Origin of the sequence: Methylobacterium oryzae (genome assembly GCF_036441375.1) — a bacterium.
Classification (GTDB): Bacteria; Pseudomonadota; Alphaproteobacteria; order Rhizobiales; family Beijerinckiaceae; genus Methylobacterium; species Methylobacterium oryzae_A.
Map to the genome: position 1 here is coordinate 248,342 of NZ_MLCA01000008.1, position 14,907 is coordinate 263,248.

General features: G+C 65.9%; 9 protein-coding genes and 1 pseudogene. 4 read left to right on the plus strand and 6 right to left on the minus strand.

Translation table 11 applies throughout. The annotated features are described in order from the left end of the window. Window positions 1-84: 84 nt before the first annotated feature. The 4 genes from MOTC310_RS17245 to MOTC310_RS17260 all read left to right on the plus strand — a co-directional run bounded on the left by MOTC310_RS17245 (window position 85) and on the right by MOTC310_RS17260 (window position 6,323). On the plus strand, window positions 85-1,737 hold the full coding sequence (locus tag MOTC310_RS17245) for an anti-phage dCTP deaminase (protein ID WP_331302675.1): 1,653 nt from the start codon (window positions 85-87) through the stop codon (window positions 1,735-1,737). Between the two features lie 128 nt (window positions 1,738-1,865). Further along, on the plus strand, window positions 1,866-2,276 hold the full coding sequence (locus MOTC310_RS17250; RefSeq protein ID WP_331302676.1) for a hypothetical protein: 411 nt from the start codon (window positions 1,866-1,868) through the stop codon (window positions 2,274-2,276). Window positions 2,277-2,706: 430 nt separating this feature from the next. Continuing rightward, a complete protein-coding gene (locus MOTC310_RS17255; protein ID WP_331302677.1) occupies window positions 2,707-5,010 on the plus strand; it encodes an argonaute/piwi family protein in 2,304 nt (767 codons plus the stop codon). A 116-nt stretch (window positions 5,011-5,126) separates the two neighbouring features. Beyond that, entirely contained in the window at window positions 5,127-6,323 is a 1,197-nt protein-coding gene (locus MOTC310_RS17260) for a PD-(D/E)XK nuclease domain-containing protein (protein WP_331302678.1), read from the plus strand. A 173-nt stretch (window positions 6,324-6,496) separates the two neighbouring features. On the opposite strand, the gene MOTC310_RS17265 is transcribed toward MOTC310_RS17260, so the two are convergent. The 6 genes and pseudogenes from MOTC310_RS17265 to MOTC310_RS17285 form a co-directional block, all read right to left on the minus strand. Further along, entirely contained in the window at window positions 6,497-7,780 is a 1,284-nt protein-coding gene (locus tag MOTC310_RS17265) for a hypothetical protein (RefSeq protein WP_331302679.1), read from the minus strand. Window positions 7,781-8,026: 246 nt separating this feature from the next. After that, window positions 8,027-8,443: pseudogene (locus MOTC310_RS32850) on the minus strand (TniQ family protein); the annotation flags it as partial. Window positions 8,444-8,904: 461 nt separating this feature from the next. After that, complete coding sequence (locus MOTC310_RS17270) at window positions 8,905-10,761, minus strand: TniQ family protein (RefSeq protein ID WP_331302680.1); 1,857 nt, start codon at window positions 10,759-10,761, stop codon at window positions 8,905-8,907. Then, a complete protein-coding gene (locus tag MOTC310_RS17275; protein ID WP_331302681.1) occupies window positions 10,758-11,882 on the minus strand; it encodes an AAA family ATPase in 1,125 nt (374 codons plus the stop codon). The genes MOTC310_RS17270 and MOTC310_RS17275 overlap by 4 nt, the downstream gene beginning before the upstream one ends. Next, the gene (locus MOTC310_RS17280) at window positions 11,875-14,121 is read right to left on the minus strand and encodes a Mu transposase C-terminal domain-containing protein (protein WP_331302682.1); all 2,247 of its coding nucleotides are present in this window, start codon (window positions 14,119-14,121) and stop codon (window positions 11,875-11,877) included. Before MOTC310_RS17280 ends, MOTC310_RS17275 begins: the two co-directional genes overlap by 8 nt. Next, window positions 14,121-14,810 (minus strand): hypothetical protein, encoded by a 690-nt coding sequence (locus tag MOTC310_RS17285; protein ID WP_331302683.1) that lies wholly within the window; start codon window positions 14,808-14,810, stop codon window positions 14,121-14,123. Before MOTC310_RS17285 ends, MOTC310_RS17280 begins: the two co-directional genes overlap by 1 nt. Window positions 14,811-14,907 lie beyond the last annotated feature (97 nt).

Sequence of the window (14,907 nt, forward strand, 5' to 3'; positions counted from 1 at the left end):
CTTCACAGGCGGAGGCCGCCGTGTCATCCCCGCGGCGTTCCAGCGGTGCGCCCGTGACCACGGCATTCCAAGAGTCGACCCCTAATGGCCGATGCAGCGACGACCGGACGTTTGCCAACCGCGGCCGGCCCGCGCCCGGGCGAGACGAGCCAGCGCCTGCTCCGGAGCTTCCGCGCGAACGAGCTCTTCATCGCGGTCGTCGGACCGGGCGGTTCCGGGGCAGGCCGGGCAGCACAGATCGTCAAGGAATTCCTCGAAACGCAGTCGGTCGGCGACGGCGGATACGAGGTCCGCATCGTCAAGGCGAGCGCTGAGATCAAGGCCTGGGCCCGGAACAACGGCCGCGACCTCGGCCCGGTCGGCGGCCGCAAGACCCTCGCCGGCGTGGTGCACATGCAGGACCTGGGCGACGCGATGCGGCTCGCCTTCGGCGACAACGCCGCGGTCGCCCGCGCGGTCGTCGCGCGCATCCGCGCCCTCCGCGCGGAGGCGAGCGGCAGGCCGGAGGGCGAGATCGACGGCAGGCCCCGTGCCTACATCATCGACTCCCTGCGCCACCCGGCGGAGGCGCATCTCCTCCGCAGGATCTACCAGGACGCCTTCACGCTCGTCGGGGTCGTATGCGACGACGATGCCCGCCATGGCCGGCTGACCCGTGAGCTGTTCGACTTCAACGACAGAGGCCGTCCGGAGACGCGCCGCGCCGTCACTGCCTTCATGGATCGCGACGGCGACGCGCCGGAGAGCCACGGCCAGCACGTCGTCGACACCTTCCACGAGGCGGATTTCTTCGTCGACAACTCGAAGGATGCCGGCGACGACCCGAAGAACACCGGGATGAACGAGCCGCTGCGGCGCCTGGTGCGGATCCTCACGGCGTCCGACGTCATCCGGCCGAACGTCGCCGAGACGGCGATGCATCAGGCCCATTCGGCCCAGTTGAGGAGCGCATGCCTGTCGCGGCAGGTCGGCGCGGCGCTCGTGGACGCCAAGGGCAACATCGTCGCGACCGGCACCAACGACGTGCCCAGGGCGGGCGGAGGGCTTTACGGGACCGACCTCGACGGGGAGGCCTCCGACCATCGCTGCGCGTTCCGGCCGGACAAGTTCTGCAGCAGCAACCGCGAGCAGAACGAGATCATCGGCGAACTCATCGACAAGTACCCCGCGCTGGCCGAGGGACGGGAGAAAGGCCAGGCGGTGGCCGAGCTCCGGCGCACGAAGATCGGCGGCCTGATCGAGTTCAGCCGGGCGGTCCACGCGGAGATGGACGCGATCCTGACCGCCGCCCGGACCGGCACCTCGCCGAGGGGATGCCGTCTCTACGTCAGCACGTTCCCCTGCCATTACTGCGCCCGGCATATCGTCGCCGCCGGGATCGACGAGGTCCAGTACATCGAGCCCTATCCGAAAAGCCGGGCGATCAACCTCCATTGCGACGCCATCACGACGGCTGTGGACGGCTGGGAACCGCCCTCGGGCGTACAGGGTTCGGGATCTGTCGGCCCCGCACGGCCCGGTGTCCCGGCCCCCGCGGCCAACGCCAAGGTCCTGTTCCATCCATTCGTCGGGGTCGCACCGAGGATGTATGCCCGCGCCTTCCTGAAAGACCGTGACTACAAGGACAAGCTGACCGGGGATTACAGGGTCGGCGAGCCGGTTTGGGGTGGTCACTCAGAAGTGCTGCGGGTACATTATCTAGATCTCGAATCGGGCCTGGGAGCGCTGCAAGCGTGAGCAAACCACTCCTCCGCCTCGTCGAGACAACGTCCTGGGAAACCGACGGTTTTCCTGCCCCGTCTGCGCCGGTGCGGCAGCTCTCGCTCTTCGACCATCGTCCTGTTCGCCGGATCTCGTGCCTGCCCATGGCCGACATCCACGGCGTGACGTTCACGCGCGCGGTCTCAATGAGCCGGCACGCGCTGGTGGTCGATGCACGGCTCTACCCGTACTTCGACCTGCCCGGGCTGAGCAGGTTGTCGGTCTTCCGCCTGTTCGAGGATCTGTCGTGCCTCTACATGCACGCGCCGGTCGACCTGCGTCCGCCCAGGGACCAGTCGGCACGGTGGCATCGGCGACAATCCGTGCGGGAGGCGATGGCGCGCGTCGTCGGCCAGGACGGCGCTCATGGTAGGGCGTCGACCATCGTGTTGGTGAACCGCATCACCGAGGTCGATGTCCTCGACGAGGCCCTGCGCGGCGTGGTCGGCGACGGGGAACATATCTGGAACGTTCAGCCTCACGACGCCCTCGTCCTTACCGGAAACGGCGGATAAGCTGACCAAGGCGCCCCGAAACCCGCCGGATGGATCGTCGGAGCGATGCCGGTGCCGTCTCCCAATCGGCCGACTTTCGATGCCTCCGTGTCGATGACGACCGGGAGCAGGGCCGGAATCCAGACACCACATCGGCGCATGTACCGTCTGACGGGACCGGGCGGTGCAGGCGGGATCAGCGGACCGGCACGTGCCGACCTGCCGGGCCAACCGATGACGTGGTCCCCGCCTCAGGTAATGACTCGGGCTTATCAGGGACCCCTCACAAACGAAGTGCGATTTCTCGAAACGCTCGCCTGGCAAGCCGAAGGTCGACGTACGGGACCCTTCGACTTTGTTCGCTTAGAGGTTTCGACGGCATAGGGTGTGGACGGCCGCGCGGCAGGACGGTTGCGGCTCGTCTTAACGTGACTGCCGCGTATAGTGCGGCATGGCTTTCCGTCCCGGCGAAAGGGTCCGTCCGCAGCTCGCCCTGAACGCGATCCACGTCATGACGCCTCCGGGAACGATCCCGGCTTCGGTGGCCCCGTTCGACCGCGCGCTGCTCCACGCCTATCTCGACCGGCCGGAGAACGACGTGTTCGCGACGCGGCACGGCGAGACGGACATGGCCGTGGTGCCCCTCACCCCCGGGGCGAACCTCCCGACGGACAGGATGGGACTGCCCGCGGCCGAGCACCTGCGGCTCGTGTCGGCGCTGACCCGCGAGGCGGTCTTCCGGTTGCTCGCGGCCTCCCCGGAGGCAGACCTCCTGATCCGTAGGAGGCCGCCGACCGTCGCCGGCAAACGGGAGAACGTCCTCGCGGAGGAAATCGGCCTGCCCGACTGGCTGAAGAAGCGGCTGGTCCTGGAGTTCGACACGCGCATCCTGCGGCCGCCCCGGGGCGACGCCTACGTCGTCCTGACCTGCTCGAAGCGGCTGCGCACGATCATCGACGCGTCGTGCCGGACGCTCCTCGAACTCGGCGTGCCGCTGACCGGTGCGGCGGTCTCGTCCTGGCGCGAGGATCCCGACCCGAAGGTATCGCGGCGGCTCGCCTACGCCGGTCGCGTCGTCGAGGTCGGGCAGGACACGCTGACCCTGGACGATCACGGGGCGGGCCCCTCCGTGGTGTCGAGCGGGGACGTCTTCCTCGAACCCACGCGGGCCAACTTCAACAAGGTGGTCGAGGTGATCACGCAGGGGAACTCCGAGCGGGCTTTCAAGGCGGTCCAGAAGGCCGAGGCGGAGTGGCATGGCGGCCGGCGGACTATCGAGATCGTTCACGGGGTGCTCAACCAGCTCGGGAACCGGTCGATGGACTTGGCCGACGGCGTCCCGCTCCGCCTGGGAGGGCTGATCGACCAGGCCGCCGACGCGGACGCCTTCCCGCCCGCCGAGGCTGTCTGGAGGCCGAAGCTGTCGTTCGACCCGGTCCATTCGCCCGAGACCTCGAACAGCTGGAAACAGCAGAGCCTGGACCGCACCGGACCGTTCGACCGGCAGACGTTCGAGCCGAAGCGACCGCGCATCGCGGTCGTTCACGAGGCCGGCCGTCGCGACGAGGTCGCCGCGGCCATGCGGGATTTCCTGCACGGCAGGCCCGACATCGCGAGCGACGCGGGCCTCGTCCCCCACGGCAGCGGGCTGCTCGGCCGGTTCAGGCTGGACGAGCCCGAGGTCCGTTACTTCGAGGCCGCCGGCCGTGGCGGCCCGGCTTATGCCGACGCCGCGCGGTCCGCCCTCAGGGACGCGGCTTCGCGCGACGAGCCTTGGGACCTCGCCATGGTGCAGGTGGAGCGGGCCTGGCAAGACCGGCCGCACGCCGATAGCCCGTACTGGATGAGCAAGGCGACGTTCCTCAAGCGGGACGTGCCGGTCCAGGCGCTCTCGACCGAGATGCTGGGCCTCGACGCGTTCGGCTACGCTAACGCGCTGGCCAACATGAGCCTGGCGACCTACGCGAAGCTGGGCGGAGCCCCCTGGCTGCTGGTCGCGCGGTCGCCGACCGATCACGAACTCGTCGTCGGGCTCGGGTCGCACACGGTCAGGGAGGGTCGTCGCGGGGCCGGCGAGCGGTTCGTCGGAATCGCGACGGTCTTCTCCAGCCAAGGCCACTACTTCCTGGACGCCCGGACCGCGGCCGTGCCGTTCGAGGCCTACCCGGCCGCGTTGAGCGATAGCATCGTCGACGCCATCAAGCGCATCGGCCGGGAGGAGGCGTGGCGTCCCGGCGATGCGGTCAGGCTCATCTTCCACGCGTTCACGCAGCTTAGTCGTGAGACGGTCCAGGCCGTCGAGAGGGCTGTCGCCGGGATCGGAACGACGAACGTGAGCTTCGCATTCCTGCACGTCGTCGAGGATCATCCGTTCACGATGTTCGACCGCGCCTGGCCCGACGGCAAGGGAGCGTTCGCCCCGGAGCGGGGGCAGGCGCTGCGGTTGAGCGAGGCGGAGTGGCTCCTGACGCTGACGGGACGCAGGGAGGTGAAGGCGGCCTCCCACGGTCTGCCCGGCCCGGTGCTCCTCCGCCTCCACGACAGCTCGACCTATCGGGACATGCCGGTCCTGGTGCGCCAGGCATCGGATTTCGCGTTCCATTCCTGGCGCACGTTCGGGCCGTCCGGCCTGCCCATCCCGCTCGTCTACGCCGACGAGATCGCCAAGCAGCTGTCGGGCCTGGAGCGGACCCCCGGTTGGGACACGGATGCCGCCGAAGGCGGCCGCGTCATGAGGAAGCCGTGGTTCCTCTGAGCGACGGACCCGGTATCGCCGACATCCGAGCCGGCCTCGCCTCCGCCGCCCGCGGAGCCGACGCATCCCCCCTCGCCCAGGCCTTCCGGGCCTGGGTGCTTGGGATCGCGGATCCGATGGTGGAACTCGCCAAGGGCGCCGCGATGGCGTTGGGGTCGCCCGGCGCGCGATCCGCCGGCCACGTGGCGATTCTCGGCTACGCCTCGACCGATCCACGCCTTGCCGAGGTGTTTTCCGTCCCATTCCGCGATGGCGTCGTGTGGCTCGGCAGTCGAAGCTGGTTCAGGCCGCATCAGCCGCCGACCCTTGAGGCCGACGGCCCATCCGCCCTCGGCCTCGCGCTGGGCGTGCGCCGCCTGCTCGACCTCCGGGATGCCGAGTGGCTCGGCGTGCTGGTCGTGCGAGGCGCTTCGGCCGCGGGGCTCTCGGACTTCAACCGTTCCCTTATGACCGCGGCGGCGCACATCTTAGAAGCGCCGGCCCGGCGCGACCTCGCGGCGATGTTGCCGGAGGCAAGGGTCGCGCTCGCCGAACTCGGCGTCGTCCCGGCCGACCCGGATTGCCGTCGGCCCGCGTGGAGCAACGCGTTGCGCTTCGAGCCCGCCATGGGCGGCCCTGCGCACGCGTCGATAGCCCTCCGTGCGTTCGACGCCCTGTGCGAGACCAACATGCCGGCCCGCCTCGGGCGCCTCGAACCGGACGACGTCCTGCGGGTGCTGCAGGGCGTCGAGAGGTCGTTGAGGCTCTGGACCTGGGAGGAGCGGCCCCGCACGACCAAGTCCCGGCTCGTCCGTTGGGAGATCGAGAGCGAGTACCACGTCCAGAACATGCTCTGGGCGATCCTGGCTCCGCTCTTCCCCGACCTCAACGCGGAGGAGTACACGCCCCCGGTCGGGCACAAGAACCCCCGGATGGACCTGACGGTGCCGAGCCTCGGCCTCGTCATAGAGGTGAAGTTCGTCCGTCCCGTCGTTTCGTTCGCCAAGGTGGTTGAGGAGATCGCGGCGGACGCGGCGCTATACCGCGTGGACCCGAGATGGCGCGTGCTGATCCCGTTCGTGTGGGACGACACCTTCCGCACGGAGGAGCACCCGAAATTGATCGAGGGTCTCCGTAAGCTGGAGATGGTTCACGACGCGGTCGTTGTTTCGCGCCCCGGCAAGATGGCGAGGGATGACCGGGCCCGCGCCCGTCCCGGGAGGACAGAGACCGGTCGCCGTTCGCCTACCCGAGCCTCGGCGACGACAGGCACTCCTCCGTCGACATTCTCCGCGGAGACCGCTTCGCTCGTTTCGATTAAGGAAACGGAATAGGACCCCCGAGATGATTATGTGGCCGAGCAACTTGGATCAAATCGAGCAGCGCCACTACTACAGCCGTTGAGCGGGCCTTCCGATAGGTTGACCTCTTCGTTCGGAGCGGAAATTTCTGAATATAAGCATGAGATGGCCGATGATTGCTTCGATCTCGCAATGCAGGCCACCGATTAGCCTTTGTCGCCGACGGCCACGCGCCTTTTCCCGACCCGGCCCAGCAATCGCATTGTATCTTTTTGACGCCAGAACGTCGTGCTGACTCGTGGATCGGTTGCAGACAATACTGGCTCTACTTCCATCTTCCGGAAGATTTGTTCGATATTATTCGTCGTGGTGCCATGCTTTCTCGCAAACGACCGACTTGAAATATAATTGGATCTGAACTGCTGAATGCTTTCAGCGTCCACGTCAATATCTGTTTTTCCTTGTCGAAGAAGGCTCATCGCAATCAGCCGTCGCACGTCTATATTGTAACAATCCAACAGGCGGGCCACGTCGGAGATGTGAACACATCCAGCCGATTTCCGATGGTCCCGTTGAAATCGTGCGACCTCCGTGCGCAGGAAACCGATCCGCCGCAGTCCGGTACCATCGATCAAGATGAGCCTCGGACGTAGTTTACCTGCCAGAACCGCGCGGACGATAGACGCCACCCCGAGACCTCGCACGCGTTGGACGACTTCACACGTGTCGTAGGTAATCCGTCGGTCCGCGTGGCTGCCGCCATCGGGCAGCATGGCTTCCATTTTTTCGATCAATCGAACGGCTGACGTCCGGCTGATGAATCTTCCCGATGTCCCGTTTATGCCGGTTAAAAGGCCGTCGTTCAATAAAAGCGCTACCTTGTCGGGTTTGACCCCCAGCAATCGGCCCGCACTTCCGTGGGAAATGGCTTCGCCAGCGACGCGAAGGTCCGTGAGCGTCTTGCCTGACCCGTTTGCTTTCAGTCGTAACTCGATTTCGTGGCGATCCACGAACATGAACGTCTTGTCGTTCTGGACAAGTCGTGTACCTACGAGCGACCCGTCACCAGCCATACGTGCCAGCGTCCTCCGGTCGATCCCGAGCGCCCGAGCCGCCTGCGGGCGGGTCATCCATCGGTCAGAATACTCGTCGCCCGCAAGGGCCTGCCGCAGGGCCGGGGCGCGACCATCTCCCATAACGTCCAAGAAGTTCTGGAACTCCTTCGCAAAGATGAATCTAGCCTGAGCGGGCAAGAGGAACTCACCGTTCCCGCTTTGCCGGAGCAGGAATGCGACCTCAGGATCCTGAGCCCCCCCGCCCGCCGTCGAGGCGGACGCGAAAACTCTCTGTGACTTGATGAAGTCGTGGAAGCCCGACGGCCAGTTGGACAACATTCGGGCAGCCTTCATCGCAGCTTCCGCGTTGTCGGCAGCGGTGGGGCTTCCGCGGTAAGTCTCGCGCATGCGTCTGAAGCCGAGCCGGCTTGCCATGGTTACTATATCCTGAGGCGGCAACATGCCGAACGCATCGCTCAGGGCCGAGCGGCGCGGGAGCGCGTCCGAACGGAGTGCCTCACCCAGGAGAAGGGCCAACTCAACTTCCTCATCGCTGGCCCTCGTGATTGCCGAACAGGAGTAGCGGCCACAGCAGCTAGGGTTTGGACAAAGATCGATGTGTCGACGCCTCCAAGTGATCGGCGAGCCGCAGCGCGGACACGCGCTCACGAGCCTACATTCATGGTACGGACAGCAGCTCCAGATACGAAGCCCCCAAGCCGCTTGGACGAACCCCATTTCAACCAAGCAGATGGGGCAGACCTTTGGCCTTCGTGCGTCGAATAGGGCCACCGAGATGTCCATCCCCGGTATTTCCGCCCACCGCCAACCTGCGGTATCCATTCGTGGGACGAGCGTCTGCAGATCACGCGTAGCTACTTCGGTCATCGAGTGCAGACGCTCTATTACGCCTTCACGCGCGAGAAGGTCTGGCGCTCTCATGCCCGCCGAACGTAAGATCCATTCAGAAAATTCGTAGCCGTTGATTTGGGTCAGTCGCAGCACCCACCCAAGAAATCCCTCGCCCTTCTCCGGCGATGTTCGGACGACTAGACGCGGATTGTAGCCCAGTATCGAGGCGTACCTTCGTCTAAGCATTAGATTTTGCCGTCCAAGGCGAGATTTACAGCTTTAAAGCGGCTGGAAGTGTTGCGGCTGCCAGCGTGATCGGCGTAGGCCAGCCCACGTCACCTCCCGCGGGTTGTGCCCCGGTATCCGGCTCGCCAGTGGCGAACCGGGCCATTTCCCACGTAACCAATGCAAAAAAATCAAGCGATTTTCGACTCTTAGGTCAACCCGCCTTCCTTAAACGAGTAGCCAGAAAACCTCGCATTATTTCCTGACACTCTCGCATTTTCGGAACGACAGACCACCGGCGCGCTGTCGGTCCACCCATAAATCCGGACGGCTACGCCAATCCGACAGAGTGACGGTGAGCTTCCATCACCCGAGTTCTCCGGACGCCCTGCACCCATAAAGCCGGATTCATGGCCTCCTCTACACCCATAAATCCGGATTGACCGTCGCGCGGCTTCACGCCCAACCGCTCACGGCTCCGTTCAAGCTACGTGCTGGGACATCTCACCAGTGGTCGGCATCTGCCTGGCCCACTTGGTTATAGCTGCCTCCGCCGCCGACCGCTCGTAGAAGGTCATCTGGCAGCGGTCCCGCCCGATAGCCGGCACCACGCCGAGCTTCGCCAACTCCCGCGGAGCCCACTTCCAATGCAACCCCATGAGACTGGCCGCCTCCGGACCACGCATGTAGCGGGCCTCGAACGCGGCGACATCGTCCTTCTCGATCCAGCGCACGTCGCCTCGGCGCTCGGCCTTGAGATAGCCCATCGTGACAAGCTGACCGACCGCCTCCCACTTCGTGCCGAGGCGCTTGGCGACCTCGTTGATGCTCATCCCGAACCGCTCCCTCTTGCGGACGCGGATGACGTCGTGGGTGCGCACCAATAGGCGCTGGAGACCGATGGCAGCCTCGTCCAGCCGGACCACCGTCACCCTCCCATCCCTGATCCAGCGCAGGACGTCAGTCAGGGGCACGCCCACCGAGCGAGCGACCTTCGTGACCGGATAGGCGTAATCGCCAACGACGTGGCTTGTCTCCTTCGGCGCAAGGCTTGCCAAGAGGTCGGCGAGGGCAGCGCGTTCGACCGTGTAGAAACCCTTGGCGCGCCGAGCATGGTCGACGTGGGTGGGCAGCAGGTCGGAAGAGACGATCTCGGCCGCGCGCTTGCGGTGAACCCCGAGGATGGCGGCAGCCCCAACTACGTTAATACTGTCGAGGAGCCTGGCCTGAATGTCCCGAGCCGCGCGCTCGGGCAGCCGGTGCGGTCGCCCCTGGCGCGTCGTGGCGGGATAGAGCCCGGCATCCTGCGCAATGCGCCGGAAACGCTCAGGGCTGATACCGCACAGCTTCCCCCCGGACCGGAGACCGGCCCCGCTCGGCTGTACCTTTCGCCCGAAGACGGTGGAACCTGACTTCAGCAGCACGTTCCGCTCGGCATGGTCCGCCGCGATGGCGGCCATCGCTGTATAGCTGCCCTTCTTGACGCCACCGCGCAGCCACGTCCCGAACTCGCCGTAGGCGCGCTCCGCACCCCAGCCGCCCGCGCCGTTTCCGACGTTGGCCTTGCGCCCCTCTTGATGGGCAATGAGATGGTCGAGGAAACCGTCGAGGGTGGCTCGACCCCCGGCGGCGATCCGAAATCCCTCACGCATGATGACCCGGTCGTCCTCGGCTCGCCAGGTTGAGGCGTAGTTTCCGACGGGGTGGAGCGAGTGGGCCCCGAACCTCTCACAGAGGGCGATGGCGTCGGAGAGGGAAAGATCCGCGAGCAGGCCCTCCTCGGTGGCCGGACACTGGCCGATGCGCCCCATCAGCCAAAGGTCGAAGTCATGGTCACCGTTGTCCACGGCATCGCAGGTCACCTTGGTCAACCGCGCCCGGCAGATGCAACGGGTCAGGTCGAGCCTGTCGAAGCGGAGTGTCCTGCGGCAATCGGGGCATGCCCGTTCGAGCGCACGACTGTGCCGCACGCAATGGGTCATGGCTGTCAGGTCCCAGAACGACCGGTGATACGGAGCCTCAGCGAGGCACTCCGGGCACCACCGGTGCACGTTCCTTCGGATAGCCCCAAAAGGAAGCTCATGACCGAACACCCGCGTGTGCCGCCCCTCGGCATCCACTGGCGACACGTGAGCGAGGGCCACCGGATCGACCCCGCAGATCTCCGCTAGGCGGTCGAGGCATTCCCCGCGCCGAATGGCATCGGCCTTCGTCCCGAGGAACCGCCACAGTCGCGGCGCGGTGCTTAGGCCGGCCACGTGTCCGCGCCGCAGGGCGAGCCCCAGTGCAGGCTCGTCCGCGTAGGTTCCCTGCCGATTGGTGAAGCGGCGGATCGTCAACGCTTCTTCTTTCCGAACGACGGCGCAACGCTATTCCCCGTTCCGCGGATACGGGTCTTTCGGGTCGTGTCGGGGACGGGCGCGTCGCGGAAGCCTGGGTCATGCTTCTTCTCGCGCCAGGGGTTGGCACGGGGGTGGAAGTCGCTGGACCCCAGTTCCCAGGCCAGGGTGTCGAAGGCATCCTTCAGCAGTTCCGGCGTGATACGGGTTTGGCCCAGAGCCAGCGCCTCAAATCCGGCGACCTGCAGGATGGCGGCAATGCGCCTCATCACTCCATCGGTGGCTCGATGCAGATCGAAGTGCACCGTCTCGTCAGCGAAGGTCGGCTCCGGGAACGGCAGCATGCGGTCCACCGCGTGCAGGGTGTCCCGGTAGAGGGCGCGTTGGGCCGGGTCGATCCAATCGTAGGCGGCCAGCGGAAAGACGCCGCGCGCGCGGCTGGCGAGCTGGCCGTTGCCCACGAACATGGTCTGCATGCTGTGGGTCCCGAAGAACGCGGCATGCACGAAGAACTCGCCGATGACGCCATCCTCGTCCGGCTCGCCGTCCTGCTCGTTCAGGATGCCCTTGAGCCAGTCGGCCGCCGCATAGGCGAACTTCTCGGTCCGGTGGTCCGTAAGATGCTGGAACTCGTCGACGAGGACGATCCGGGTCCGTTGCTCCTGCAGCTTGCGGCGGACGCGGCGAGTCTTCTGTCCCTTGTCCCCGAAGGCCGGGTCCTCGTCGGCCAGGGCATGCAGGAACGCCTCGGCGAAGCTGGCCACGGTCACCTCAGGCGGGGTGGGCACCCTCAGGACGGGCCGCCAGTCGCCCCCGGGCGCATCGATGGCGGTCCCGCGGACGGCGTAACCGGCAGTCTTCGCTTCACGCGCCAGGACGTCGTTGCGGATCTTCTTGACCAGTTGGCTCTTGCCGACGCCTGGCCGGCCCGGGATGGCGATGTGCATCCCCTCCAGGGCCGACCGGGTCATGTCCTCGAACCGGTCGAACCGCGCGATGATCGCCTTGGCGAGCGTGTGCCAAACCTTCAAGCGCATCAGCCGCCGCTGCCGCTCCGCCAGCGGCAGCAGACGCCCGGTTGCGTCAAGGTGAGCGGTGCGGGCTTCTGCGACGTCAATCATAGTCCGCCTCCATGGCATCGGGTGGTATCGGTGCCTCAGATGTTGAAGCCGCTCCGGGATCCGGTCCTAGGGAGGCATCGGACCGTTCTGTTGGCTCGACCGCGGGGTTCCTTGGCTTCGCCTTCGTCGGGCGCCGTTGCACGGGTGGAGGGGCTGTTTGTTCGTCTACATCAGCGGATGACGATGGGATCGAGAGCGCTTGGACTTCATCGATCTCGGACGCCGGCGTCAGGACGCCATCGACGTCCTCACTGCAGTCCTCGTCCTCATCATCGAACAATCCCGGAATCCGTGCGCCCATGCCGGTTGGCGGCGTGATTGAGGCCGGGTTGACGCCGAGGGCGAATAAGCGGCCAAGCCGCTTGAGTGTCTTGCGGCGTCCGTTACCCGCCAACAGCTTCTGTCCGCCTAGGATGAGTTCGCCCCAGGCAAGCTCGAAATCTCCCTCAGTGAGAGCCTCGTCCTCTTTCGCGCGCTCCTTCGCGTGCTTCAGGACGCAGAGGTGCTGATGTAATGTCTTGCCCTTGGCATAGGATTTATTGGTGCATGGAACGGGCTGGTACGTAGATACACCCGGGCCGAGTACGTACAGGTACTCGATGTTGCCGGGATTGCAGCGGATCTGGATCTGAGACGGATCGAAATCGGGTCTATCTCGCATCATCGCGAGAAGTGGGGAATTGTAGAGCAGCCCGTTCCACTCGATGCCCCGGCGCGAGACGGTCCGATTTTCTATCTGAGATAGAAGAATATTCAGATCGGCATGGCTCGGCGGAAGCGACGGCGCATGTTCGTTTGCAAGTTCGCGCCACAAGCCGATGGGCGAACGTCGCGTCCCCCTGTGGACGCGCACGTTGTATACGTCGCAAATCCAGTAAGAGATGATCCAGGTTATCTCTTCGAGTGTGAATACGGCGTCGTTCTCGGCGTCGTAATCCTCCCTCTGCTTGGGATTGCTCTTCACGGTTCCACGCAGGTTGTGGATCAGGCTCACGCCGAGGGTGCGGAACCAGCGCTCGATCTTCCCACGCAGGCGCGGACGGCGCGGCGGCAGCCAGAACGGCTCGAAGCCGAGACGTCTCCCGGCCTCGGCCAACGCATTCGACCTATGGGCCTTGCCATTGTCGACCCAGATACCCTGCGGCTTGCCACGACCGGGGTTCGGGTTGCGAACGCCGGGGATGGGTAGCTTCGGCTCTATCGCGTGACGGATCGCCTGCATGATCTGCAGGGTCGATTCACCCTCGAACGAGATCCACCACCCAATGATGAGGCGCGTAGCGCAATCGATCACGGCGGTGATGGTCGGCCGACCCAGCAAGGCGCCGGTCGCCTTGTCGATGACTAGAACGTCCACTGGGGAGCTATCCAGTTCCCAGCGTTCGTTCACGCGTGTCGCGACCGGCCCGATCCCGACCGGCAAGAGTTCTTGCGCAGCCTTGATGGGGTCTTTGCGATAGTACAGACGGTCGTAGAGTTCGAGCTTGTCGCACCGCTTCTCGACCATCGCCCGGCTGGGAAGCGGGATGCGTGCGACGAGCTCGGCGCCTTCCTGCCCAACTTCCTCGTTCAGCGTCGCGATGTGCCGCTTCGCCGCCACGTACATGGCTACCTTGGTACGGGCGACCGGCGTGAGGAAGACGGCCTCGATGAGCTCGTCGAGGATGTCCGACAACGTCTGGCAGACACGGGCGGTCCTGTTCCCACGTCCTGGGTGGTTCGGCAGCAGCGCGCGGATGTCGCGATCCGCCTTCACCCACTTGGCCGTGAACTCGTACAGTTGTGAGCGCTTCGGGGGCGCTTCATAATCCTGCGGCGCGCGCGACGAGTTCCGACCCGCGGCGACGTCCCGGAAAAGATCATCAAGGCTTCGACCGATGGGGGTACGGCCGTTGCGAAAATCGTCGAAGGCCTCGGCGTAGGGCTCCCTGTAGTAGGCGATCCGGCGCATCGCGTCGGTAGCGGCGTCTAGGTCGGAGGTGATGAGGGCTTGCGTGCCGGCGTCGAGTTCGTCCCAGCGCGTGGGCAGGACGACGATCTCCCCGGAGAGCCACCCCTGATCCAGCCAGCCGAAATCCCGTGTCGTGCTTGCACCGTCCTCGACCGCGTCGACGACGAAGCGGGTGTTGTCGACCCGCCGCCGGACCTGGTGCATGACGCCGCGCACGCGCAGGCGCTGCCCCCGCGCGATCTTGACGACGCCGCCGAACTGAGCGGCCTGGAGCTGCGGGACCGCCATCAGTGGGACCAGGCGACGGTCGTGGCCGACCCGATGGGGCGGGCCATGTCGAGTTCCACGGCGCCCGAAAGGGCAAGGCGGCACAGCACGCCGAGCGTCTCGACGTCGCCGCCCATTTCGGAGCGGATCTCGGCAACGGTCATGGGTCCGGGTCGGCGGCTTGTCAGCAGCCGCACATCTGCCTCCAACCGTCGAGCCTCGCTGTAGGCATAGCCGTAGAGGAGACGTGTATTGCCGAGCCGGGGTTCGGCCCGGATCGTGCGTTCGGAGCGCACGACCATGCTGATGCCCTGGACGCGGTAGGACAGCGCCATGCGCCGCAGGCGCCAGCGGACTTCGGGGTCGGCGAGCTCCTTCGCCTCCTTGACCTCGACGAGCATGTTGCCCGCATCGGTCTCGACCCAGAAGTCCCTGGCCGCCCCGGCGCGCCATCCCTCGCCATCGTGCCATGACGGCCCAATCGGCTGCTCGCGCAGGGTGCGCACGGCGGCATCGACCTCCAGCAGGCAGGCCATATCGCTCTCCAGCGTGCTCTCGCAGAAGATCGAGCCCCGGTTGGCCTTTCGCGAAGGGAAGGACGACGTGACGGAGCCGTAGTGCATGCCTTCGGCTTTGCGCCATGCCGTCGGACGCCAATCGGATGGCTTGAAGTCGACGTCGGTGAACGGGCTGATGATGCCGAGCCGCACTCTTCCCTCCGGGCTAAGACGCACGCAGGCCTCCTCGGCGCCCGGGTCACGGGCGTCGACAGGCGGGACTTTGCGGTCAGGAAGGAGAGGCTCGCTG

What these genes read in the sequence shown, in the direction of transcription:
- MOTC310_RS17245 (WP_331302675.1), top strand. Translation starts at nt 85, where the DNA reads ATGGCCGATGCAGCGACGACCGGACGTTTGCCAACCGCGGCCGGCCCG.
- MOTC310_RS17250 (WP_331302676.1), top strand. Translation starts at nt 1,866, where the DNA reads ATGGCCGACATCCACGGCGTGACGTTCACGCGCGCGGTCTCAATGAGC.
- MOTC310_RS17255 (WP_331302677.1), top strand. Translation starts at nt 2,707, where the DNA reads ATGGCTTTCCGTCCCGGCGAAAGGGTCCGTCCGCAGCTCGCCCTGAAC.
- MOTC310_RS17260 (WP_331302678.1), top strand. Translation starts at nt 5,127, where the DNA reads ATGGTGGAACTCGCCAAGGGCGCCGCGATGGCGTTGGGGTCGCCCGGC.
- MOTC310_RS17265 (WP_331302679.1), bottom strand. Translation starts at nt 7,780, where the DNA reads ATGGCAAGCCGGCTCGGCTTCAGACGCATGCGCGAGACTTACCGCGGA.
- MOTC310_RS17275 (WP_331302681.1), bottom strand. Translation starts at nt 11,882, where the DNA reads ATGATTGACGTCGCAGAAGCCCGCACCGCTCACCTTGACGCAACCGGG.
- MOTC310_RS17280 (WP_331302682.1), bottom strand. Translation starts at nt 14,121, where the DNA reads ATGGCGGTCCCGCAGCTCCAGGCCGCTCAGTTCGGCGGCGTCGTCAAG.